The sequence below is a fragment of the Klebsiella sp. GG_Kp146 genome (assembly GCF_040061975.1).
In the GTDB taxonomy this organism is placed as follows: Bacteria; Pseudomonadota; Gammaproteobacteria; order Enterobacterales; family Enterobacteriaceae; genus Klebsiella; species Klebsiella quasipneumoniae.
In genome coordinates this window covers 452,274-476,721 of sequence record NZ_JBEAHA010000001.1, presented here as the reverse complement: position 1 = coordinate 476,721, position 24,448 = coordinate 452,274, and the positions used below count along the sequence as shown (strand labels likewise).

Sequence of the window (24,448 nt, the reverse complement as noted above, 5' to 3'; positions counted from 1 at the left end):
TCCCCCGGTTTGTGTCGCCATCCCGTAGGCCTGATAAGCGAAGCGCCATCAGGCATGGGTTTGATTAGCCTTCTCACCGCCCGAGATACCCCGGGCCATTTATGCCTGACGATTACACCTCATAATCCAGCTCATCCTGCTTTGCCGGCGGAACGATCTGCACCTTCTGCACCCGGTGGCTGTCGACCTGCAGCGTGCGCAGGGTATAACCGTCAATCTCAATGGTTTCTCCCACCTGCGGCACATGCTGCAGATACTCCATAAGCAGACCGGCAACAGTGTGGTACTCACGTTTATCATCCAGCGGCAGGGGAACATACTGCACCAGGTCCTCCAGCGGCATATGGCCGTTAACCGTCCACGAACCGTCCGGATGGTGCTGAATATCGTGCCGGGCGTCGATCTCCTCCACCTCGTTGGGCAGATTGCCGGCAATGGTCTCCATCACGTCGCTGAGGGTCACAATCCCCTCGACGGAGCCAAACTCATCCACCACAAAGGCAAAATGGGTGCGGGCCTGACGAAACTGCTCAAGGGCGGAGAGGAGCGGTAACCCCTCCGGAAAGACCAGGGGCTGGCGCACCAGCGCCTGCAGATCCAGCGGTTCCTGGCGCAGGGACTGCTGGAGCAGGTCGATAACATGCACCACCCCCAGCAGGTCTTCATTATCCTTTCCGCCGGTGACCACCAGGCGGGTGTGCTGATTTTTTTCCACCAGGCTGCGGATCTCTTCCTCCGGCGCGCTGAGGTCGATGCGCTCGATATCATGGCGGGAGGTCATAATACTGCTGACGCTGCGCTGATTCAGGTTCAGCACCCGCTCAATCATCAGCCGTTCCTGCGGATTAAACAACGGATGATGGTCCTGATCGGCGACCAGCGACGCCGTGTCAGCATCCAGTTCAGCTTTTTCTTTCTGCCCGCTCAAAAGATTCATTACCGCCTCGGTAGTGCGCTGACGCAGCGTCATATTGGCGGAGAGAAAACGACGGCGGTTAAACAGCGCCAGCTGGTTAAGGGCTTCAATCATCACCGAGAAGCCAATTGCCGCATATAAATAGCCTTTCGGAATAATAAAGCTGAAGCCTTCAGCAATCAGGCTGAAGCCGATCATCAGCAGGAAGCTCAGACAGAGGATCACGATGGTTGGGTGGCTGTTAACGAAGCGCGTCAGCGCCTTGCTGGCCATCAGCATCAGGCTGATAGCGATGATCACGGCGGCCATCATCACCGCCAGGTGGTCGACCATGCCGACCGCAGTGATCACCGAGTCGAGCGAGAAGATGGCGTCGAGCACCACGATCTGCGCCACCACGGCCCAGAATTTGGCCCCTCTGCGCTGGGTGGGATTATCGCTGTCTTTTCCCTCCAGCCGCTCATTAAGCTCGACGGTTGCTTTAAACAGCAGGAACAAGCCGCCAAACAGCATAATTAAATCGCGGGCGCTGAAGCTGAAGTCGTGAAAAACAATCAGCGGTTTGGTCAGGGTGACGAGCCAGGAGATAGAGGCCAGCAGCAGGAGACGCATCACCATCGCCAGCATCAGGCCAGTGATCCGCGCGCGGTCGCGCTGGGCGGGCGGGAGCTTCTCAGCGAGGATAGCGATAAAGACCAGGTTATCGATACCTAACACCAGTTCGATAACGACCAGCGTGACGAGACCTGCCCAGATTGACGGATCGGCAATCCATTCCATATGTATTAAAACCTGTACGACTGCGGTATGTGTTACCCCGATCATGGATAAGATGGGTATAAAATGCAATAACGACGCGGATAGCGCCCTGCCACGGGTGGATATATTTCCAGCAGATTAAGCGAACCGATAAGAATTATGTTCCGGTAAAGAACAGTGAAAAAATAACACCATGGCGGTTGCCCTGGAATAAGCGGGCCAATATCAGAACGTCTGCCGCTGCGCTTCCGCCAGGGCGCAAAAGCGGCATTGTGCCACCATTCGTCGCAGCCAGAGGTGATGCCCACGCTGTGGGGGAAGAGCGAAATTCCTCGTAAAATCGGCATCATTCAGCTCATAAAGGGGCGCAGAATAGGGCGGCTCCTGGTTTTATTCCGCCGATTATGGCTTGTATAGCGACCTGTCCAGCGGTAAATGCTGAAATATATTACCTGGATAAATTTATTATCTATACCTATTCTTTGCGGGCATAGGTGCGGCACGGCAGCCCTGGCGTGCTGGCGCGCCCTGTGGACGGGGATCTCGGCCACATTGCACGGCGCAGAGAAACGCACCGCTGAATAACCTGATCGAGAATAAGATTATTCTCACTTCTAACTGTTGGTAAAAGGGAGTTATGTGTATTCTTTTACGTGACAGTGAATTTAAGAATTTGGCGGGCAGATGCCCGGGCAGTATCCGTGTATTATCAGTTTCAATGGATTTGTGACATGTACAATTTTGCAAAACCGCGTGTTTTGCAACCAAACAGGTGAAGATGAATATGGCGAATTTGAAAGCGGTTATTCCGGTCGCAGGACTAGGCATGCATATGCTGCCGGCCACAAAGGCAATTCCAAAGGAGATGCTGCCGATCGTTGATAAGCCAATGATTCAGTACATTGTTGACGAAATCGTCGCCGCCGGGATCAAAGAGATTGTTCTGGTGACGCACTCCTCGAAGAACGCGGTGGAAAACCACTTTGATACCTCCTACGAGCTGGAAGCCCTGCTTGAGCAACGCGTGAAGCGCCAGCTGTTGGCGGAAGTCCAGGCCATTTGTCCGCCGGGCGTAACCATCATGAACGTGCGCCAGGCGCAGCCGCTGGGTCTGGGCCACTCTATCCTCTGCGCCCGTCCGGTCGTCGGGGATAACCCGTTTGTGGTGGTGCTGCCGGATATCATCCTCGACGGCGGCACCGCTGACCCGCTGCGCTATAACCTCGCCGCTATGGTCGCCCGCTTTAACGAGACCGGCCGCAGCCAGGTGCTGGCGAAACGCATGCCGGGCGATCTCTCCGAATACTCCGTGATCCAGACCAAAGAGCCGATGGTGGCGGAAGGGCAGGTGGCACGTATCGTCGAGTTTATTGAAAAACCGGACGAACCGCAGACTCTGGACTCCGACCTGATGGCGGTGGGCCGCTACGTGCTGTCGGCAGATATCTGGGCCGAACTGGAGCGCACCGAGCCGGGCGCCTGGGGCCGTATCCAGCTGACCGACGCCATTGCCGAGCTGGCGAAGAAGCAGTCCGTCGACGCGATGCTGATGACCGGCGAAAGCTATGACTGCGGTAAGAAAATGGGCTATATGCAGGCCTTCGTCACTTACGGAATGCGTAACCTGAAAGAAGGCACCAAATTCCGCGAAAGCATTAAAAAACTGCTGGCCTGAACGCCAGCCTGAGACCGGGCGGCAGGCTCTGAGCATCGGTCCTGCCGCTCATAACGTTATGCAGAATTTATTCATAACGTGAATGTTATAACGATTGTAAAGAAACGTATGGCTTCGGAGACTTCTGGTAGTTTGTCTCTGGCCTCTGTGGTGCAATGGTCGGAGTAGCGGCAATAATGCTTTATGAATAGTCACTTAGTGCGACAATTCCTAAAGTGCAGGGAAAGCGGTCAACGTCAGCCAAAAATAAAACTTGACTGCGATCATGTTTCCGCTTTAAACATCTCACTTGCATGCATAAAAATGTGAAATGAATTGGCATGCGAGCTGGTACAGACATTATGGATAATCCCTGAGCACGGCAGTGGACATCATCGAAGGATCACAGGTATATGAACTGGCAACTCATCTCATTTTTTGGCGATAGCACCGTTTTGCTGCCCAGCGCAGCGGCGCTGTTTATTGTCCTGATGCTGCGTAAAACGTCGCGGTTGCTGGCGTGGCAGTGGAGTTTGCTGTTCGGCATCACCGGCGCCATCGTCTGCGCCTCCAAGCTGGCCTTTATGGGCTGGGGACTGGGTATTCGTGAGCTGGATTACACCGGCTTCAGCGGCCACTCAGCGCTCTCCGCGGCCTTCTGGCCTATCTTCTTATGGCTGCTTAGCGCCCGTTTTTCGGCGGGTGTGCAAAGAGCAGCGGTCACCACAGGCTATGTTTTAGCCGCAGTGGTGGGGTATTCACGGCTGGTCATCCATGCGCATTCCGTCTCGGAAGTGATCGCTGGCCTGCTGCTCGGCGCTGCCGGCAGCGCTTTGTTCCTGTTGCTACAAAAACGTACCACCCATTTGGAAAGCCTGAGTATTTCCTGGGGCGGCGTCGCGTGCCTGGTGATGGTCCCGCTCATCCTGTTGCATAGCGGCAATAAAGCGCCGACTCAGTCCCTGCTGGGACAAATCGCCATCGCAGTAGGACCGTTGGACAAACCCTATACCCGAAACGATCTGCACAAGCAGGCCTGGTAATTGCCTTTTTTTTTACAGGGGAAATTAAGTTTTCGCTGGTTAATTAGTCAAATAAGAAAATAATCTACTATATGCCAGTCAATTGATAATTCATATTTATGAAATAATGCAGTGCTACTACATTGTTAGTGCCAATTTGCGTGGATATAGCCGAGGTCAGACGTTTCTTAAATGCGCTGAGAAAGAACCTGGAGCACGTCTGCTGAATATTCCGTTACCAGGAAACTATAAGAAATTGTAGTTGACTTAGACGCCATCATCTGATTTTTGAATGACGCGACCTTAACGTAAAAGATCTTGTTTTACAGATGGTTAGCTTCATCCTTGATAGGTTAGCAACAACGGGACACTGTCTGGCCGTTTAACTTAGTGAATAATCTTAAGTGTTGACCGCTTATTTTTGCCAATAAAAGGGCAGGTGGTATTAATTGGCAGATATTCGGTAACAAGACTCCCAATTGTGACCGAAATCCCGTAAACTTAACGCCGCAAAAAATAAAGGCCTGACCAATTATTCATCCGCAGGTCGATAAAATAAGTCGTTCAGGTAGTCAGTGCGCTGGTAGCTGTTAAGCCAGGGGCGGTAGCGTCGCTGAAGCCGCTTGCTGCTGTACAATAGCTCCTGTTCAATTGCTGTAAAAATCGACCCTGTCATGATGAATACCCTCATCAGCTATCTATCCATTTTCCACGGATATCCTCAGAAGTTGGTCAGGAGCGGCTGCTGATATCACCTGGACATTAATTTTCCCATCTCATCGATAGCCTGTAGGGTGAAATTCGCCTACATTGTGAGCTGGGTGGATGTGATAATGGTTACGAGCAGCTTAGGGTAACTGTACTTGCCTCGCCGGTGTTGCACAGTGAAGTCAACTGGTGCCGCGAGCGCTTTCTATCTTGCTATTCCCCTCATTCTCATTGAGATACGACAGCGGGGCTGAAAATGGATCTTGTACAATGATAAAAATTGCGCGCATTGCCGTGACGCTGGGTTTACTTTCCTCATTGGGAGCCCAGGCTTTCGCGGCTGGGTTAGTGGTAAATGATAACGATCTGCGTAACGACCTTGCCTGGCTTTCCGATCGCGGGGTCATCCATCTGAGCCTGTCGACCTGGCCGCTGAGTCAGGAAGAGATCGCCCGGGCGCTAAAAAAGGCCAAACCGTCCTATTCTTCTGAGCAAGTGGTTCTGGCTCGTATCAACCAGAGACTGTCTGCTTTAAAAGCCGATTTCCGGGTCACCGGCTACACTTCAACCGACCAGCCGGGTACCCCGCAGGGGTTTGGTCAGACGCAGCCGGCAGATAACTCGTTAGGTCTGGCGTTCAATAACAGCGGCGAGTGGTGGGATGTCCACCTCCAGGGTAACGTCGAAGGGGGAGAGCGGATCAGTAACGGATCGCGCTTCAACGCCAACGGCGCCTATGGCGCGGTGAAATTCTGGAACCAGTGGCTCTCCTTTGGTCAGGTTCCGCAGTGGTGGGGACCGGGCTATGAAGGAAGCCTGATCCGCGGGGATGCGATGCGTCCGATGACCGGCTTCCTGATGCAGCGGGCAGAGCAGGCGGCGCCGGAAACATGGTGGTTACGCTGGGTGGGTCCATGGCAGTACCAGATCTCCGCCAGCCAGATGAATCAATATACCGCTGTGCCTCATGCCAAAATTATCGGCGGACGTTTTACCTTCACGCCGTTCCAGTCATTAGAATTAGGTGCGTCGCGTATTATGCAGTGGGGCGGGGAAGGGCGGCCACAATCCTTTAGCAGCTTCTGGGATGGCTTCACTGGCCATGATAATACTGGGACTGATAATGAACCGGGGAACCAACTGGCCGGCTTTGACTTTAAGTTCAAACTCGAGCCAACTCTCGGCTGGCCGGTCAGTTTCTACGGGCAGATGATCGGTGAGGATGAATCTGGTTACTTGCCTTCGGCAAATATGTTCCTTGGTGGAATGGAAGGGCACCACGGCTGGGGTAAGGATGCGGTAAACTGGTACCTGGAAGCACACGATACGCGCACCAATAGGAGTCGTACTAATTACAGTTATAACCATCATATCTACAAAGATGGTTACTATCAGCAGGGCTATCCGCTGGGTGATGCGATGGGCGGGGACGGGCAACTCGTTGCCGGTAAGGTTGAGCTGATTACGGAGGATAACCAGCGCTGGAGCACGCGTCTGGTATACGCAAAGGTTAACCCGGAGAATCAGTCGATCAATAAAGCATTCCCTCATGCTGATACCTTGAAAGGTGTACAGCTGGGCTGGAGTGGCGATGTGTATCAGTCGGTTCGTCTGAATACTTCACTGTGGTACACCAATGCTAACAATAGCGACAGCGATGACGTTGGGGCCAGCGCAGGTATAGAGATACCGTTTAGTTTATAAGGCTGAATGCTGAAAACAGGGGAGAGGGGTGGTAGCGCTGCAGGATGCAGTCAGCTTTTATCTCTCCATAAGCCGGCAGGGAAGTAACGGCGATGACAGCTGCTCAGGAATTGGCAAATTTTGATTTACTGATGATGTGACATTATGAAGAAAAAAATTGTTAAATTTTCGGCATTAGCGTTGGCGATTGGGTTTTTATCGGGTTGTACCATTATCCCTGGTCAGGGATTAAACAGTCTGCGAAAGAACGTGGTTGAGCTTCCGGATAGCGACTACGATCTGGATAAATTGGTTAATGTATATCCGATGACACCAGGGCTTATCGATCAGCTTCGCCCTGAAAGTGTACTCGCTCGTCCAAACCCACAGCTGGATAATTTACTACGCAGTTATGAATATCGCATCGGGGTGGGCGATGTATTGATGGTCACTGTCTGGGATCACCCGGAATTGACAACACCTGCAGGCCAATACCGTAGCGCCAGCGATACCGGTAACTGGGTTAACTCAGACGGTACCATTTTCTATCCTTATATTGGTAAAGTGCAGGTGGCGGGGAAAACACTTAGCCAGGTACGCCAGGATATAGCCAGCCGTTTAACAACATATATTGAAAGTCCACAGGTTGATGTAAGTGTTGCTGCATTTCGTTCTCAAAAAGCCTATGTAACTGGCGAAGTTGCAAAATCAGGTCAGCAACCGATCACTAATATCCCTTTAACAGTTATGGATGCAATCAATGCTGCAGGAGGCTTATCAGAGGACGCTGACTGGCGGAATGTTGTTTTGACGCATAATGGTAAAGACACCAAAATCTCACTTTATGCTCTAATGCAAAAAGGGGATTTAACCGAGAACCGATTGCTGTATCCTGGAGATATTCTGTTTGTCCCGCGTAATGACGATTTGAAGGTTTTCGTGATGGGTGAGGTGGGCAAACAAAGCACGATGAAGATGGATCGCAGTGGAATGACTTTGGCAGAAGCACTTGGTAATGCGGAAGGGATTTCTCAAGCATTCAGCGATGCAACAGGGGTTTTTGTAATTCGCCAGATCAAGGGTGACAAGCAAGGTAAGATTGCTAATATCTATCAATTAAATGCACAAGATGCTTCTGCTATGGTATTGGGGACTGAATTCCAATTGCAGCCCTATGATATTGTATATGTAACTACTGCTCCTTTGGTTCGCTGGAATCGCGTGATATCACAGCTCGTACCAACAATAACCGGAGTACATGACATGACCGAAACAGCGAAATATATTAAAGAATGGCCATAATATGACTTTTGATAATATTTTAGTGATTTGCACTGGAAATATTTGTCGTTCACCTTTGGGGGAACGTCTTCTGCGAAATAAGTTGCCAACAAAGGTGATAAATTCAGCGGGTACAAGCGCTATGGTTGATCACCCAGCTGATAAATCCGCTATAAAAGTAGCCGAGGATAATGGTATATCATTAGAAGGCCATAAAGGGAAACAATTAACACGAGAAATGATTAGGCGTCATGAGTTAATATTGGTCATGGAGCAGTATCATATTGAGCATATAACTAAGTTATATCCGGAATCTCGTGGGAAAATATTATTATATGGGCATTGGATAAATCAGAAAGAAATACCAGATCCATATAGAAAAAGTGAAGAAGCTTTTATCTCAGTTTTTAAAATGTTAGAGCTTGCTGCGGAAGAATGGACAGCAAAGTTAGGTGTATAAATTTAGGAAAACCTTATGCCTTCTGTAAAAACTAAGCATGAACTAAAAGAATCTGATGAACTGGATATTGCTCGCTTATTTGGGGAGCTGATTGATCACCGTAAACTCATTATTTCACTAACAGCATTAAGTACATTATTAGCACTTGTATATGCATTATTTGCTACACCCATATATCAAGCAGATGCAACATTGCAGGTAGAACAGAAGCAGGCAAATAGCATTCTTAACAGTTTAAGCCAAATGCTTCCAGATAGCCAACCTCAGTCAGCTCCGGAAATAGCCTTATTACAGTCAAGAATGATCTTAGGTAAAACAGTTGACGATCTAAATTTGCAAACAAAAATACAGCAAAGTTATTTTCCTATATTTGGTAAAGGATGGGCCAGATTAACAGGGGAAAAGAATGGGCAAATAATAATTCCTAGATTGTACATTAAAGATGCCGGTGATGAAATTATCAATTTTGACATCACCGTTACAGATAATAAGAATTATAAAGTTAAGGGTGAACAAGGCGAAATTAATGGAACAGTAGGTGATTTAATCGAGAAGGGAAATTTTGCAATTAGCGTTAGTAGCATTGATGCAATTCCAGGAACCAAATTTAAAGTTTCATATATTCCTCGGTTACGGGCAATTACAGATATTCAAAAGAATCTGTCAATCACGGATCAAGGGAAGGATACAGGGATCTTATTATTATCACTAACCGGTGATGACCCTGAGTTGACGAAAAATATACTTGACAGCATAAGTAATAATTATTTGGCCCAAAATATCGCAAGGCAAGCAGCACAAGATGAAAAAAGCTTGGATTTTTTAAATAAGCAGTTGCCAAAAGTTCGCGGAGATCTTGACTTAGCTGAAGATAAATTAAATGATTATAGACGCTTAAATGATTCCGTAGATTTATCTCTAGAGGCTAAATCTGTTTTGGATCAAATAGTAAACGTTGATAATCAGTTAAATGAATTAACATTTAGAGAATCAGAGATTTCTCAACTTTATACAAAAGAGCACCCTACTTATAAGGCATTGTTAGAAAAAAGAAAAACATTACAAGAGGAGAAAAGTAAATTAAATAAACGGGTGTCGAGTATGCCTGAAACACAGCAAGAGATTTTAAGGTTAAGCCGAGACGTTGAGTCTGGTCGCGCTGTATATATGCAATTGCTTAATCGTCAGCAAGAGTTAAGTATTGCAAAATCGAGTGCAATAGGTAACGTCCGGATCATAGATGAGGCAGTAACAAACCCTAAACCAGTTAAACCTAAAAAGGTTCTTATTGTTCTTGTGGGGATTGTAATTGGTGCTGTATTATCGATTGGGATTATTCTTCTCCGTATATCACTGAGACGAGGAGTGGATTCGCCTGAATTGCTTGAAATGATCGGTACATCTGTGTACGCAAGTATTCCGGTCTCTGAAGCAATGACTAAGTATAATAATTTAAAAAATAAGTCACATAAGGATGATAGAAATATATTACTAGCTATTGATAATCCTGCAGATCTGGCGATAGAGTCAATCCGAGGGTTAAGGACTAGTTTACATTTCGCAATGATGGAAGCACGAAATAATATCTTAATGATATCTGGTGCAAGCCCAAATGCCGGTAAAACTTTTGTCAGTTCAAACTTAGCAGCTATCGTTGCTCAAACTGGGAAACGAGTTTTATTCATTGATACGGATATGAGAAAAGGTTATACACATAAACTTTTCAAAGCATCTAATGCAAATGGTCTATCCGAATTTTTAGCAGGCAAAAGCGAAATTTCAAAATGCGTTCAAACATTTGAGTCTGCGAATTTTGACTTTATAACAAGAGGAGTTGTACCACCTAACCCAGCCGAGTTATTGATGCATAAAAGATTTGATGAATTATTACAATGGGCGAGTAAAAATTATGATATTGTGATTTTAGATACGCCTCCAATTTTGGCTGTTACTGATGCAGCAATAATTGGTAATTATGCTGGTACAACATTATTAGTGTGTCGCTTCGAAATGAACACAGTCAAAGAAATCGAAGTTAGTATTCAACGATTCGAACAAAGTGGTGTATCTGTTAAAGGATGTATTCTAAATGGAGTGATTAAAAAAGCAAGCAGTTATTATGGTTATGGCTATAATTATTATGGTTATTCTTATGATGATAAGAAGTAACAATATAATAAAAGGATGATTGGGAAATGAAATATTTTATAGCCATACCGACATTTAATGGTGGAACACTGTGGAAAAATGTAGCGAAAGCAATAAGGGAATATGCGCCACAAGATACATTAGTCCAGGTCATTGATTCTGGTAGTACAGATAAAACGGTTGATTATGCCAAAGAATATGGGTTTGAGTTAGTAAGCATTAATTCAAAAGATTTCAATCATGGCGCAACAAGAAATCTTGCGGTAGACCTACATAAAGATGAATTTGATATCGTAATTTTTTTGACGCAGGATGCTCTACCTACGCCGTTTTTTGTAGAAAAATTAATTAAAGCATTCGATGATCCTATGGTAAGTTGTGCTTATGGCAGGCAATTACCACATTCAGATGCTAATCCGATCGCGAAACATGCCCGTTTGTTTAATTACAGTAGTAATAGTTATACATCTTCAATGCGAGATGTCCCGTTAATGGGCTTAAAAACAGTTTTTATATCAAACTCTTTCGCGGCATATAGAATTTCAAGCTTTGAAAAAATAGGTGGGTTTCCATCTAATACAATTCTTAGTGAGGATATGTATTTCGCCGCGAAAAGCGTAATGGGCGACTATAAAATTGCATATATTGCAGACGCTATGGTAAAGCATTCACATAACTACTCATTGATAGAAGAGTTCAAAAGATATTTTGATATTGGTGTGTTCCATGCTGACCAGCAATGGATAAGAAATAATTTTGGTGGAGCAGGTGGAGAGGGAAAACGTTTTTTAATATCTGAATTGTTATACTTAATCAAATCAAATCCGCTGTATATATTTAGGGCCTGCACGCTAAATGCATTGAAAATTACAGGATATAAATTAGGGCAAAGCTATAATAAATTGCCGCTAAGGATAGTGAAAAAGTTATCTATGCATAAGCGATATTGGAAATGAAAAGATAATATAAATTTTGTGCGAATGAAATTCCATCGAGTCTAAAAATTATGATACTTTCACACAATCGGCCACATTCTAAAACAAATGCTTCACTGATTTCAATGTTTCAACGAATATCAGATGTCGTTGTTATTTTTGGAGTGCAGTTTACAGTGAATTATTTAAATGGGCTGCATTATGGTTATAAGCAAGTAATTATTTTTTTTGCTGTTTTTTGTTTATTCCAAATGATAGGGGGGATAACAGATTTTTATCGTTCATGGAGGGGTGTCAAATTATCAACTGAATTGCTATTAATTTTAAAAAACTGGACCTTATCGGTAATTTTTGTACTAGGTGCGACATCATATATTAAGCAGCTTTATTTACCATTAATGTTACTAGTTGAATGGTATTTAATGTGTTGTGTGTGCCTGATTTTTTCAAGGACATTAGTTCGTTTTAGCGCCGGATTTTTTAGGAAATTAGGTTATAATACACGAAACGTTGCTATAGCCGGTTCATTGCCCGTTGGAGTTACTCTGGCTAAGAGTTTCATTGAAGAACCATGGTTAGGTTTTAATGTCATTGGTATTTATGATGAGCAACCTTTTGATGATCTAATTAATACAGAAATAAAATATGCTGGGGATTTTAGTTCTTTAATTAAAGATGCAAAGGATGGTCGAATTGATAGAATATATATAGCTATGAATATGAATGATGAACTTAAGATGAAGGAGCTCATTAAGGCACTTACAGATACAACCTGTTCAGTTATACTCATACCAGATGTTTTTACCTTTAATATTTTACAATCCAGAACCGAGGAAGTAAATGGCATTCCCGTTGTTCCAATATTTGAAACGCCTTTAAATGGCATTAATATGGTATTGAAAAGATTGGAAGATATAATTCTTTCACTGGTTATTTTAACATTAATATCACCTATTTTGCTTATTATATCTCTTTGTGTGAAGTTAACCTCACATGGGCCCGTTATTTTCAAGCAAACTCGTTATGGAATGGATGGGAAACCAATAAAAGTTTGGAAATTTAGGACTATGGTTGTTATGGAAAATGATAATGTTACTCAGGCTACTAAAAATGATGTACGTGTTACGAAAGTGGGTAGATTCTTGAGGAGAACATCATTAGATGAGTTACCACAATTTTTTAATGTATTATTTGGTGGAATGTCTATAGTTGGTCCACGTCCACATGCGGTAATTCATAACGAGCAATACAGAAGTCTAATAGAGGGGTATATGTTACGACACAAAGTAAAACCAGGCATCACTGGATGGGCTCAAATCAATGGTTGGCGAGGTGAAACTGATACCCTCGAAAAAATGGAAAAACGAGTGGAATATGATTTGGAATATATACGAGAGTGGAGTATTTGGCTTGATATTAGAATTATATTCCTAACAATATTTAAAGGGTTTATCGGAAAAACGGCATATTAAGATAATAAAACAACACAAAATTAATCGAAAGGTAAATATATGCGGTTTTCAAATGAGGATGTTAGAAGATATGAGTATATATCTTTGGCATTATTGTTAATATATATAATTTGTTTAATGTATAGTCCGCACTTAGGCTTTTTTATTGGTTGTTTACTATTATTAACACCGCTTGGGAACTATGGTTTAATTAGAAAGAGTATAGTCCTTATACAAATATTCTTGATAATAATAACTGTATCCTCTAGACAAATAGGTATAAACATTTTTAGTGATGATTTGCTTAATACGTATATGCCTATAGTTCATCAAATTGAGCAAGGACAACCTTTTTACGATACATCCTTCAAGTTTGAACTTTTTTTTCCATTAATTATCAAAACATTTTTACCTCTGTATGGCAACTTTGATGCAAGAAATGTATTAACACTTATAGTGGCAATTACCATGTCGCTATATTTTATCTGGTATGTGTTATTTGTTGAGAAATTTACGGAACGAAAAAATAGAGGGGCTATTGCAGCATTATGCATGCTTATGATTCAAATAGGGCCACTTAGTCAGTTTTTAAGGCAAGAGTTAGCTACACCTATATTGCTCTTATCGTTATCTTACTGGTTATGTGGGAGACGGTATTTATCAATGGTGTTGTTTTTGATTTCTTTTTTTATACATACAACATCTTTGATCATCTTTTTGATATTTCTTTTATCTATTAGTAAATACAAAAAAATTAGACATGGCATTGTTTTGTTTTCTTTTATATTTTCCATGATGTTGTATGCAGCTCCTAATATACTAGTAACTTTTTTTAATATCATTGGCGCAAGTTTTTTCAGTGCGAAGATAAATTATTATGTTGGGAATAGCATACTTTCCTTACCTGCTGCGCTATCTGCAGGTAAGTTTATCGTTATATTTTTAAGTACTTACTTATTCAAAGGAGAAAAAGGTGATAATCACTTCATGCAAGGTATTTCACAATTTTCTTTCTTTATCATGATGTGCTGCGTACCTTTAATTATTTTTAAAAGCGCTACAAGAATAGGCTTAATTGTAACCAGTTTCTTGAGCCCTCTGGTACTTATTTACAATCTTAAGGGAAAAGAGTTTTGGATTGGTGCCTTCATAATAATTATCAGTTTGTTGTCCTTACTTTTCCCGGGGCGGCTCAATGGCAGTGTGCAAGAAGGGTTTGAGCTATGGAGTAACTTTGATTGGATTGGTACATCGCCTTTTTATTATATTAATTAAGTAATTTTATATCGGATAAGGTCTGAGCATGAAAATTAGTTTTTTAACGCGTGTAGATTGTTTTGATAAATACGGTGGCGATACATACCAGATTGAACAATATAAAAAACATTTAGAATCCTACGGTGAGACCGTAACTATTAATTGCAATCTAAATTTTCCGAAAGATAGTGATTTTTATATTTTAGTCAATCTTGATCGCCCTATAGAATTGAATATATACTATGCGATGCTCAAGAAATTTCATCTTGAAGAAAAGGCAATATTACTACCCATACATCATAGTTTAGACGCGATTAATAAATTCGAATTACATAGCCGGTCTGGCTGGCTTGGCTTTGTATCAAATATTATTACAAAGTACAACACAAGAGAGAAAATAAAAAACATATATAGGGCCATTAATTATCCGATATTACGAAAAGCAGCTTTTTTACATTTATTTGTAGATTATGACAGTAAGTTAAAAGAAATATTAAAGCAAGTGAATTATTGCATAGTACTATCATTTACCGAAATTGAGAATATTAAAAAGGATTACGGTGTAGATATTTCAGAGAAAGCGGTGTTAGTCAGGAATGGTGTTGATTTAATCCCTGAGTTATCAGATAACATTGATAATCGAGATATTGATGTTCTGGTTTGTGGGAGAATCGAAGAAAGAAAAAACTCATTAGCGATTTTAAGAGAATTAGGTCAAACAAATCTAACGGTAGTCTTTGTAGGGGGCGAAAATCTCAACAATAAAAAATATGTTACAAGGTTTAAGAATGAAATATCAAAGTATAGTAATATAACTTTTATTGGAAAGAAAAAACCTGAAGATTTAATTTCACTCTATAGACATTCTCGCTTTCATGTATCGGCAAGTTGGTTCGAAGTAGCTTCTTTAGTAGATTTAGAAGCATATGCTTATGGTTGCCAAGTTATCTCATCCACTGAAGGGAGTACTCATGAATATCTTAAAGATAATGCAAGATATATTTCTCCTCATAACATTAAGAGCCTAACTGATCTATTAACTGCACCTTATTCTGATAAAAATCCTTCCGAACAATATCAATATATCAATCAAAATTATACATGGAAGATAGCTTCAAAAAAATTGCATGGTTTTTTATTGGAGGTGGTAAATGTTAAATGAACCTTTGGTCAGTGTTTATATGCCTACACATAATAGATCTGAATTGCTTGAGAGGGCAATTAAATCTGTTATAACTCAAAATTATTCTAACATTGAGCTAATTATTTGTGATGATGGTTCCACTGACAATACATATGAAGTGGTTAATAATTTTATAGAACAAGGATATAAAATTATATATCTGCGTAATGCTTCGCCTAGAGGGGCTTGTTTTTCTAGGAACCGCTGTATAGAAGCATCAACTGGTCAGTTTGTTACTGGGCTTGATGATGACGATTTTTTTACACAGAACAGGATCTCTGATTTTGTTACTTATTTAATTAAATATGACTACGAGTTCATGTGTACAACATATTTGATTAAAAATAACGCGCAACTGAAAAAATCACGTAATACTAGTGGGTGGTTAGATTTTAAAACCATAAGAAAAAGAAATAGCATAGACAGCCAAGTTTTCATTAAGAAAGAATTTATTATTGAGGCAGGCGGATTTGATGAATCTATGCCAGCTTGGCAGGATTATGATTTATGGTTCCGTTTACTCAAGAAAGGGTTGAAATGTTATAAGATTAATAATTATTCTTATATAAAGGATATTTCACATGATAAACAAAGAATTACTACAAGTTCAAAAGCATATGACGGATATAAAAAGTTCTTAATCAAACATGATAGTGATTTATCCAATGGTGATAAAAAATCGCTATATTACTGTGATTTAATTAACAGAGGTGAAGTTATTAATATTTCATCTCTATTCAAAGTATACTCACCAACCGGTTTAAAAGCTGTGCTCAAAGGTTTTATAAATACGATTGCTAAGGTATTTAAATGAAAACGATAGTTTTGGTTGTTTTATATGGGCGCGAAAATACTGAAACTAGCACTACACAGAGTTTATTGAACTTACCTACTAATTATAAAAACTATACTTTACTGTTGTTTAACAACGGACCATCTTTTATAAACACGGAAGGCGATATACATTTTCTCAATTTACAAAGAAGATTTGGTTCTGTTTTCCTGTATAATGATATTTCAAACAGATCATTAAGTGATATATATAACAGTATGTTTGAATCTTTCACTGCTGATAGATATATTATTTTTGATGATGACTCATTTTTTTCAGAGGATTATTTTAATACCTCTTTAAATCAAGATATAGATATTCATTTACCACTTATTTCATCTAATACTGATCAGCGTATATATTATCCTCGGAAGGACGGACATATTGTAAAAAATATGGAAGAGTATATTGAATGGAATGGCAAATGTAAAATATATTCTATAGGTTCTGGGATGATTATTTATTCGAGTTTAATTTCTAAATTCAAGGAGTTGTCGCAACATCTATTTGATCCACATTTCGCATTATATGGTGTTGACTTTTCATTATTTAGACAAATAGAAAAAAATATATCTTCAAGTTATTACGTGAAATTTTTTATCAACGGCACTATACATCATTCAATGACCGGGTTGGATAAAAAGATTCCCAAATGGCGACATGAAGAACGAATGTATGATTATATCTTGTCTATTAAATATTATTCCAGAAATAAACATGTAGGCAGGTTTAAATTTCTATTATTTTTACTAAGAAAAATATTGACACGCGATTTCTTTAATTTAATAAAGTATACAAAACTATTTATTAATGGTTGGCATTACCGTAGCGACGGTACGCTCGATTTATTTAATGGTAAAAATGGAAAATAACATGTTGGATTTTTCGAAAAGAATAGTTGACAAGAAAACCCTCAGGTATTTTCTTGAATGCGATCGCTTAGCATTAAAAAAAAGCTATAACAAGCCTAAGTTATTTCGAGATTCTATCTGGAGATTCCAAATTCTGTTAAGAAAAACAGAATATTGGTCTAATAAACATTTTTTTCTAGCTCGACTGATTTATTTGGCTCACCTGTTTTTATATAAAAGACAATGTGTACGGTACAGCGTCGAAATCCCGTTGAATTGCATTGGTGAAGGATTGGTCATTTGGCATTTAAATGGCATTATCATAAACCCTGAATGCAAAATTGGAAGCAATTGTTCTATTTCCGCCGGCGTAGTAATAGGTCATGCTAAAGGTAAAGTGCCATATATTGGTAATAATGTGCATATTATGCTCGGAACTAAAATTTTAGGAGCAAATGTCTGTAATAACGTGACTATTGGGGCAGCAAGCCTCGTAATTAAAGATATTACAGAACCTTATACAGTATGGGCTGGGCACCCTGCTAAAATTTTATCAACGAATAATGATAGTGATCATATCAAGCAAGGTTTGCTGATTGAAAAAATTAAAGAAAGATTTTTATAAGGGATTTCGGTATGCAAAACATACATAAATTTGAACCACAGAGTGTAAAACTTCCTATTAATTCAGATATAAAAAGAACGGCTAAGCGACCTTATCATCTTAAACAATATGACTATGATGAAAAATATGATTGGGATACATTGAGCTATGATGTTTTTTACTCAGAGGGCTATATTTACTTGTCCGGGCCTCCATCCTACGGTTTAGAGTCGCTATTTACAAAAAGTTGTTTCAACATTGACGGAATTAATTTAACGTCTAAGATAGAAGTTATCCATATGGACAGAGCGCAACGGGTAAGAATTCCGGTTGAACACAAACCAGAAATAATTATTTGGGAAAATGAAGTATTTAGCATGGAAATAGATGTGAGCAATGATTTTAATCATCTGTTCAAGGATAAAAATGTTATTTTTACGTTATCAAAAAATAATGATTTAAATTGGATTAAAGATTGGATTGTATTTTACAGAGACAAGTATAATATAAATGGTGTGCTCATTTATGACAATTCATCTACAGTATATACATTAGATGAATTGGCGTCATTTTTATCCAATGAGAATCTTGGTGTCGAGATTGTATTAGTTAACTGGCCCTTTAAGTATGGCCCACAAGGAAGCGTAAAAGATAATTTGCCCTGGGATTCAGATTTTTGTCAACATGGAGCAATGGAAAACGCCAAAGTTAAATATTTAAAGCATGCAAATATTGTTTTTAATGTTGACATTGATGAACTGGTTTTTATTAAAAATAATGCTACTTTTTTCTCGAAGCTCAATAAATTCGGTATTGTTCATATTCCTGGAATATGGGTGTCATCTACACCAATTAACAACGATGGTATTATCCAGAAAAAATTCAAAGATTATATTTATATAAATAAAAAAGAAATATTTTCACCTTACAAGTGGGCCGTCTCCCCAAGGAATATAAAGTTTGAATGTCAGTGGACTACTCATCGAGTTATTTCTTTAGGAACATCTATACGGAGGTTTTTATTAAATACATCATATAAAGATCATTATTATCATTATAAAGCTATTAATACAAGTTGGAAATATGACCGTTTGAACTATGAAAATATGCAAGGTGATCTTTGTAAATCTCTTGATTTAGTTAAATATGCCAACATTAAATCCACAACAAGCCTATCGGAAAGAATAGAATTTGTTCATATTAAAAGTAAAATTTCATTAAGATGTTTTCTAAAAAATATGAATGAGGTGGTTAAATATTTCAAGTTTATTATAAAGAAAAAGTAACTGATTAATCATATTATACAGAAATTATATTTTGTCATAAGCATGAATAAAAGTTTTCGATTTATCTTTGTATGATTTTTCAATTGGCAATATGTGATTTAAATCATCAATTTTAATTGCATATAATAAGCGTATTAATTTAATCGGTAATCTTTTTTTTATTAATTTAATCTAGGTGTTTATGAATAGAAGAGATTTTTTAAATAAAGTAACTTTACCTTCAGCAATATTTTTTTCAACTTTTTCTGATAGTAGTGTTTCTAAGATGAATTCTCCTCTGTTCGCGTCAGATAACAAATTCCTTACTGTCGCCTCCTATGATGAGTTATCGAATACTTCGGGTGAATTTTATGGACAGGTAATATATTTAACATCCTATTATACGAACGTTCCTGGTGGCGGTGGTTTTTATTCATGGAAGGAGGGGGTTGAAAGCGATGATCTAGGCCATGTTTGTGTTCCAAAACTTGGTAATGGATATTGGGAATCTTTGGATGATAAAGTTGATTTACACTCATACGGCATATTAGCTGTCAATATTGATGCAGCTGACAAGACCCATGATATGTCTAATAGACTACAAAATGCATTCAATCGTGCTAAATCTAAAAATTATTCAGTTCATACTAGTTTGGCTGCAGAAAACCATTATAGCAAACATGGTTTTTTTATTACTAAAGGCATAAATATTTCAGGAGTTAAATCAATCTATGGATGTTTAAGTTTGTTTCTCTTGTCCTCGGAGTTTAAAGGTCTTTCTACCCCAGGCATACCTTCCACTAAATGGGCATTAATTAATATTAATGCTAAATTTGATAGCTCTGGGATGATTTATGGGTCAGCTCAAGGTAACCAAATAATATCAAGCATAGTTATTCGAGATTTGACTCCTAGATCTACTTCACTAAGTGGCCAATTACATGTTTTTTCTGGAGTAAATGTCTTTGGTTCTCTGTGTTCTGTCGGGTTTGATGGATATGGTGTATGTTTAGATTCATGCTACGATTCCTTTATTTCTGATATAAGAGCTATCTCCTGTGGTAATAGTGACTATTTTGCAATTAGTTGCGGTAATTATCCAAGCGCTCATACCTCAAGGCCCGATGGATTTAATAGTGTAACAATTGCCGGGGTTATGGCTCATGACTGCTATGATAGAAGTATTCATATTACTGGAGCAGGTAAAAATAGGATTGAGCGTATTCACGAGGAGCAAACAATTGTTACTTCAACAACACCTTGGAAAAAAAGTGCAACTGTGATTACTAATAATTGGGGTTACAGTAACACAATTATTGGAGGCGACTTTTCCAGCTTTGGTACTGTTTCTATTTACCCTCGTAATAATTGTTCTAAGCATCACGTTTGTACAATTGTTAGTAATAGAGTAGCTATTGATACACTCGATACGAGTGGCAACGTATCAATTCATAGTTCCTACACTGAGTATCCAAGAGCTCTAGCGATTAATTCATTGTCTGTAAAATATAATTTATGGATATCAGAATATGTTATTGCATCATTATCAACAGTTGAGATAACTGAGGGGAATTTTGATTCCAATGCATTAAGAGTAACTTCAGGCTCTATTTTTATGTATGGAGATAAATGCCATTTTTATGCCAAAAATGGTACTTTTGACTACCTTTCTGTAAACGGCGATGTTCATTTTGATGAATGCAATATTGTCGGGTGCAATGTAAAGGGCACAGTTTTACTTTCTAATAATAATTATATTGGGAATGTAACCTGCGATAAAATTGCTATTAAAGGAAGCCGAAACTATATTCAACGTGGTGTTTTTAAGAATGATGTTTTGATCGCAGGTATAGATGAGAATCATTTTTCTGATTGTAAATTTCTTGGGAATATTGTGTTATGTAATGGTGTCTCCTTATCCAAATGTTTTGTTAATGGCCTTTTAACACTAAAATCGATAAAAGGAAACAGCAGTTCAATAATGCTTAAAGAGCTTCATGTAAAAGGTGATTTAATAGTGGATTCCACAAATCCTATTAAGCTCGCTTCTTCTGTGGTTGATGGGAATATCATAATTAATGATGTTAAACTTAACTTGATTCTTGATGATTTAATGTGTGGTGATATATTTAATAGTGCCGCTGATGGATCTTGGGTATATTCTAAAGTTATTGTTTCCGGTAGTTCAAACCATGCAAATACCATAGCTAACACTAATATTCCCCGTGGCCGAGTATCAACAACTGATCCCTATACAGGTAATACTTATACTTATACTGGTGATGGATGGGTTAAGGTTTTTTAATTTTATTTTTACTAAATTAAATATTCTTTGATCCAGTCGCTATTTTTACCGCGTCTTCTTATTAGGTGATTAATTTATTTAGTCCTTTAAGGTACTAACTTTATGAACGTTGTTTCTAATGCTAAATGGAATGCTTTTTCACAATTTTTTAAGATTGGTATCCAAGTTGCTAATCTTGTTTATCTTGCCAAAATTATACCTCCTTCTGAGTATGGTATAATGGCAATGGCCGTTGTTGTTACAAATTTAGGTGTTTTACTTAGAGATCTGGGAACTTCCGCTGCCATTATTCAACGGCGAAATTTAACTGAAGGTGTAAAAAATACTGTTTTTTGGCTTAACGTCATTTTAGGTTGCTCTCTCGCTATTTTAATAGTTTTATCGTCGCCCCTGATAGCAGCAATTTATAATCAACATGAGTTGATTTATGTCTTAATGCTATTAAGTATTAGTTTTCCTCTTTCAAGTAGTGCAGCTACCCATCTAGCTTTACTCGAAAGGGAATCCAAGTTCAAGACAATATCAAAAATTGAGATCACATCTTCGTTGGTTTCTGTGCTGGTTGCCATCATCATGGCCAATTTAGGTTATGGTGTTTATAGCCTTGTAATGCAAGCTATTGTATTAAGCTTAATGTCGGCCTTACAATTTTGGATTGTTTCTAGTTGGCGACCTTCATTTAAATTGTTTATTAATAAACATGATTTAAAGGAAATTTTTGGTTTTAGTGCCAATCTTTCTTTATTTAATTTAATTAATTATTTCTCACGTAATGCTGATGGTTTTATTATTGGCAAGTTTATGTCTGCCACTATACTTGGTAGTTATAATCTTGCTTATAGAATAATGCTTTTCCCATTACAAAGTCTAACATTTGTCGCATCTCGTTCTTTATACCCCGTATTAAGCCATTACCAAGATGACATATCTAAGGTAAGAAATACATATCTAAATTGTGTTTTTGTTATTCTTATGATAACGGCACCTTTGATGAGCGGGCTTGCTATATATAGTAAACCTTTTGTATTTTTGATTTTTGGGCCGCAATGGCATATTACTTCTGATGTGCTTCAGTGGTTAGCGCCTACTGCAATAATTCAATCTATTCTTAGTACGACTGGTTCTGTCTTCATGGCTAAAGGGCGGACTGACACTTTAATGCGTTTAGGTATCATAGGTACATTTTTGCAAGTGAGTGCTTTTTTAATCGGTGTGAACTTTTCTATTACAACATTCGCATTTTGCTATTTAATAGCCAATATTTTAAATTTCTTTCCAGTAATGGTTTGTCTTTTAAAACTTATCTCAGTAGATTTTTATTTTTTCTTTAAAAAAATATTTTCCATAATAATATCAACATTTATAATGATTTCTGTATTGAAGACTATCGATCTATTAGTATTTCCAATTGATGATATTAAAAATCTTTTCACACTTGTTGTTTTTTCTTTAGTAGGTGTTGTTGTGTATTTTTTTGCGATATTTACTTTGTCTACTCAGTTTCGAAAGAATATCATCCTTTTTTATTGCAACAAAATTGGTAATAAAACAATATAATTGTTTTTGTTATTAATTTTTATTTTATTACTTGCTTCCAGTTAAATCATCTTTAAGTTAAAATTCTATAGAAATTGACTGCGAACGTGTCGCAGCTACCACACCAGACAGGAGTATGTAATGTCCAAGCAACAGATCGGAGTTGTCGGTATGGCCGTGATGGGGCGTAACCTTGCGCTGAACATCGAAAGCCGTGGTTATACCGTCTCCGTTTTCAACCGCTCCCGTGAAAAGACCGAAGAAGTGATTGCCGAAAACCCAGGCAAGAAACTGGTCCCTTACTACACAGTACAAGAGTTTGTTGAATCCCTCGAAACACCACGTCGTATCCTGTTGATGGTGAAGGCCGGGGCTGGCACCGACAGCGCCATCGATTCCCTTAAGCCTTACCTTGATAAAGGCGACATCATCATTGATGGCGGCAACACCTTCTTCCAGGACACCATCCGTCGTAATCGTGAGCTGTCTGCCGAAGGTTTTAACTTTATCGGTACAGGTGTTTCCGGTGGTGAAGAGGGGGCTCTGAAAGGTCCATCCATCATGCCTGGTGGCCAGAAAGAAGCTTATGAGCTTGTTGCTCCGATTCTGAAGCAGATTGCTGCGGTTGCTGAAGACGGTGAGCCATGCGTGACCTATATCGGTGCTGACGGTGCTGGCCATTATGTGAAGATGGTTCATAACGGCATCGAGTATGGCGACATGCAGTTGATTGCTGAAGCTTATGCGCTGTTGAAAGGCGGTCTGGCACTTTCCAACGAAGAGCTGGCGCAAACCTTCACCGAATGGAACGAAGGTGAACTAAGCAGCTACCTGATCGACATTACCAAAGATATCTTCACCAAGAAGGATGAAGAGGGTAATTACCTAGTCGATGTCATTCTTGATGAAGCAGCAAACAAAGGTACCGGTAAATGGACCAGCCAGAGCTCACTGGATCTCGGCGAACCACTGTCCCTTATCACCGAGTCCGTTTTTGCTCGTTATATCTCTTCTCTGAAAGACCAGCGTGTAGCCGCTTCGAAAGTGCTGAGTGGTCCGCAGGCTCAGCCGGCCGGTGATAAAGCAGAATTTATCGAAAAAGTGCGTCGCGCTTTATACCTCGGTAAAATCGTTTCCTATGCTCAAGGCTTCTCTCAGCTGCGAGCTGCTTCTGATGAATACAACTGGGATCTGAACTACGGAGAGATCGCTAAGATTTTCCGCGCGGGCTGCATCATTCGTGCACAGTTCCTGCAGAAGATCACCGATGCGTATGCGCAAAACGCGGGCATTGCTAACCTCCTGCTGGCGCCATACTTCAAACAGATCGCTGATGACTATCAGCAGGCGCTGCGTGATGTCGTGGCTTATGCCGTGCAGAATGGTATTCCGGTACCGACGTTCTCTGCAGCAATTGCCTACTACGACAGCTACCGTTCCGCAGTTCTGCCAGCTAACCTGATTCAGGCTCAGCGTGATTACTTTGGTGCGCACACCTATAAGCGTACTGATAAGGAAGGCGTTTTCCATACTGAGTGGTTAGATTAATATTTATCTTATTAGACCTCCTGAAATTTATTGGAGGTCTAATGTCAAAG

At 40.0% G+C, this 24,448-nt stretch carries 17 protein-coding genes and 2 pseudogenes; 17 read left to right on the top strand and 2 right to left on the bottom strand.

Annotated elements, in window-relative coordinates:
• Positions 1 to 112 precede the first annotated feature (112 nt).
• On the bottom strand, positions 113 to 1,696 hold the full coding sequence (locus ABLU95_RS02305) for a TerC family protein (RefSeq protein ID WP_023290384.1): 1,584 nt from the start codon (positions 1,694 to 1,696) through the stop codon (positions 113 to 115).
• 757 nt (positions 1,697 to 2,453) lie between these two features.
• Here ABLU95_RS02305 and galF point away from each other — a divergent pair.
• Positions 2,454 to 3,382, top strand: a pseudogene (galF, locus tag ABLU95_RS02300) (GalU regulator GalF).
• Positions 3,383 to 3,742: 360 nt separating this feature from the next.
• Positions 3,743 to 4,372, top strand: coding sequence for a phosphatase PAP2 family protein (locus tag ABLU95_RS02295; RefSeq protein ID WP_137916387.1), 630 nt, complete (start codon positions 3,743 to 3,745; stop codon positions 4,370 to 4,372).
• 543 nt (positions 4,373 to 4,915) lie between these two features.
• Here the strand turns inward: ABLU95_RS02295 and ABLU95_RS02290 are convergent.
• Positions 4,916 to 5,042: pseudogene (locus ABLU95_RS02290) on the bottom strand (hypothetical protein).
• A 287-nt stretch (positions 5,043 to 5,329) separates the two neighbouring features.
• Here ABLU95_RS02290 and ABLU95_RS02285 point away from each other — a divergent pair.
• The 15 genes from ABLU95_RS02285 (at position 5,330) to gndA (ending at position 24,398) form a co-directional block, all read left to right on the top strand.
• Positions 5,330 to 6,763, top strand: coding sequence for a capsule assembly Wzi family protein (locus tag ABLU95_RS02285; protein WP_264947448.1), 1,434 nt, complete (start codon positions 5,330 to 5,332; stop codon positions 6,761 to 6,763).
• Between the two features lie 144 nt (positions 6,764 to 6,907).
• A complete protein-coding gene (locus tag ABLU95_RS02280) occupies positions 6,908 to 8,044 on the top strand; it encodes a polysaccharide export protein (protein ID WP_087824187.1) in 1,137 nt (378 codons plus the stop codon).
• A gap of 1 nt (position 8,045) precedes the next feature.
• A complete protein-coding gene (locus ABLU95_RS02275; protein ID WP_080884197.1) occupies positions 8,046 to 8,483 on the top strand; it encodes a protein tyrosine phosphatase in 438 nt (145 codons plus the stop codon).
• Between the two features lie 15 nt (positions 8,484 to 8,498).
• Positions 8,499 to 10,652: a polysaccharide biosynthesis tyrosine autokinase gene (locus ABLU95_RS02270; RefSeq protein WP_087824186.1), complete on the top strand. Its 2,154-nt coding sequence runs from the start codon at positions 8,499 to 8,501 to the stop codon at positions 10,650 to 10,652.
• A gap of 26 nt (positions 10,653 to 10,678) precedes the next feature.
• Positions 10,679 to 11,587 carry a glycosyltransferase family 2 protein gene (locus ABLU95_RS02265; protein ID WP_080884195.1) on the top strand — a complete coding sequence of 303 codons (909 nt, stop codon included), beginning with the start codon at positions 10,679 to 10,681 and terminating at the stop codon, positions 11,585 to 11,587.
• 50 nt (positions 11,588 to 11,637) lie between these two features.
• Positions 11,638 to 13,038, top strand: a complete 1,401-nt coding sequence (gene wcaJ, locus ABLU95_RS02260; RefSeq protein WP_087824185.1) for an undecaprenyl-phosphate glucose phosphotransferase — start codon at positions 11,638 to 11,640, stop codon at positions 13,036 to 13,038.
• Between the two features lie 39 nt (positions 13,039 to 13,077).
• Positions 13,078 to 14,292, top strand: coding sequence for an EpsG family protein (locus ABLU95_RS02255; protein WP_137916384.1), 1,215 nt, complete (start codon positions 13,078 to 13,080; stop codon positions 14,290 to 14,292).
• A gap of 28 nt (positions 14,293 to 14,320) precedes the next feature.
• Positions 14,321 to 15,436 carry a glycosyltransferase family 4 protein gene (locus tag ABLU95_RS02250; protein WP_137916383.1) on the top strand — a complete coding sequence of 372 codons (1,116 nt, stop codon included), beginning with the start codon at positions 14,321 to 14,323 and terminating at the stop codon, positions 15,434 to 15,436.
• Complete coding sequence (locus tag ABLU95_RS02245; protein ID WP_080884191.1) at positions 15,426 to 16,271, top strand: glycosyltransferase; 846 nt, start codon at positions 15,426 to 15,428, stop codon at positions 16,269 to 16,271. Before ABLU95_RS02250 ends, ABLU95_RS02245 begins: the two co-directional genes overlap by 11 nt.
• Positions 16,268 to 17,161 carry a hypothetical protein gene (locus tag ABLU95_RS02240; RefSeq protein ID WP_137916382.1) on the top strand — a complete coding sequence of 298 codons (894 nt, stop codon included), beginning with the start codon at positions 16,268 to 16,270 and terminating at the stop codon, positions 17,159 to 17,161. The genes ABLU95_RS02245 and ABLU95_RS02240 overlap by 4 nt, the downstream gene beginning before the upstream one ends.
• A 1-nt stretch (position 17,162) precedes the next feature.
• On the top strand, positions 17,163 to 17,765 hold the full coding sequence (locus ABLU95_RS02235; RefSeq protein WP_171003160.1) for a serine acetyltransferase: 603 nt from the start codon (positions 17,163 to 17,165) through the stop codon (positions 17,763 to 17,765).
• 11 nt (positions 17,766 to 17,776) lie between these two features.
• Positions 17,777 to 19,030, top strand: coding sequence for a glycosyltransferase family 92 protein (locus ABLU95_RS02230; protein WP_137916380.1), 1,254 nt, complete (start codon positions 17,777 to 17,779; stop codon positions 19,028 to 19,030).
• A 181-nt stretch (positions 19,031 to 19,211) separates the two neighbouring features.
• Positions 19,212 to 21,314: a hypothetical protein gene (locus ABLU95_RS02225; RefSeq protein WP_137916379.1), complete on the top strand. Its 2,103-nt coding sequence runs from the start codon at positions 19,212 to 19,214 to the stop codon at positions 21,312 to 21,314.
• A gap of 102 nt (positions 21,315 to 21,416) precedes the next feature.
• The gene (locus ABLU95_RS02220) at positions 21,417 to 22,871 is read left to right on the top strand and encodes an MOP flippase family protein (RefSeq protein ID WP_087824182.1); all 1,455 of its coding nucleotides are present in this window, start codon (positions 21,417 to 21,419) and stop codon (positions 22,869 to 22,871) included.
• Positions 22,872 to 22,991: 120 nt separating this feature from the next.
• Positions 22,992 to 24,398 carry an NADP-dependent phosphogluconate dehydrogenase gene (gene gndA / locus ABLU95_RS02215; protein ID WP_085845952.1) on the top strand — a complete coding sequence of 469 codons (1,407 nt, stop codon included), beginning with the start codon at positions 22,992 to 22,994 and terminating at the stop codon, positions 24,396 to 24,398.
• Positions 24,399 to 24,448 lie beyond the last annotated feature (50 nt).

Coding starts and splice junctions, on each gene's coding strand:
- ABLU95_RS02305 (WP_023290384.1), bottom strand. CDS start 1,696: ATGGAATGGATTGCCGATCCGTCAATCTGGGCAGGTCTCGTCACGCTG.
- ABLU95_RS02295 (WP_137916387.1), top strand. CDS start 3,743: ATGAACTGGCAACTCATCTCATTTTTTGGCGATAGCACCGTTTTGCTG.
- ABLU95_RS02285 (WP_264947448.1), top strand. CDS start 5,330: ATGATAAAAATTGCGCGCATTGCCGTGACGCTGGGTTTACTTTCCTCA.
- ABLU95_RS02280 (WP_087824187.1), top strand. CDS start 6,908: ATGAAGAAAAAAATTGTTAAATTTTCGGCATTAGCGTTGGCGATTGGG.
- ABLU95_RS02275 (WP_080884197.1), top strand. CDS start 8,046: ATGACTTTTGATAATATTTTAGTGATTTGCACTGGAAATATTTGTCGT.
- ABLU95_RS02270 (WP_087824186.1), top strand. CDS start 8,499: ATGCCTTCTGTAAAAACTAAGCATGAACTAAAAGAATCTGATGAACTG.
- ABLU95_RS02265 (WP_080884195.1), top strand. CDS start 10,679: ATGAAATATTTTATAGCCATACCGACATTTAATGGTGGAACACTGTGG.
- wcaJ (WP_087824185.1), top strand. CDS start 11,638: ATGATACTTTCACACAATCGGCCACATTCTAAAACAAATGCTTCACTG.
- ABLU95_RS02255 (WP_137916384.1), top strand. CDS start 13,078: ATGCGGTTTTCAAATGAGGATGTTAGAAGATATGAGTATATATCTTTG.
- ABLU95_RS02250 (WP_137916383.1), top strand. CDS start 14,321: ATGAAAATTAGTTTTTTAACGCGTGTAGATTGTTTTGATAAATACGGT.
- ABLU95_RS02245 (WP_080884191.1), top strand. CDS start 15,426: ATGTTAAATGAACCTTTGGTCAGTGTTTATATGCCTACACATAATAGA.
- ABLU95_RS02240 (WP_137916382.1), top strand. CDS start 16,268: ATGAAAACGATAGTTTTGGTTGTTTTATATGGGCGCGAAAATACTGAA.
- ABLU95_RS02235 (WP_171003160.1), top strand. CDS start 17,163: ATGTTGGATTTTTCGAAAAGAATAGTTGACAAGAAAACCCTCAGGTAT.
- ABLU95_RS02230 (WP_137916380.1), top strand. CDS start 17,777: ATGCAAAACATACATAAATTTGAACCACAGAGTGTAAAACTTCCTATT.
- ABLU95_RS02225 (WP_137916379.1), top strand. CDS start 19,212: ATGAATAGAAGAGATTTTTTAAATAAAGTAACTTTACCTTCAGCAATA.
- ABLU95_RS02220 (WP_087824182.1), top strand. CDS start 21,417: ATGAACGTTGTTTCTAATGCTAAATGGAATGCTTTTTCACAATTTTTT.
- gndA (WP_085845952.1), top strand. CDS start 22,992: ATGTCCAAGCAACAGATCGGAGTTGTCGGTATGGCCGTGATGGGGCGT.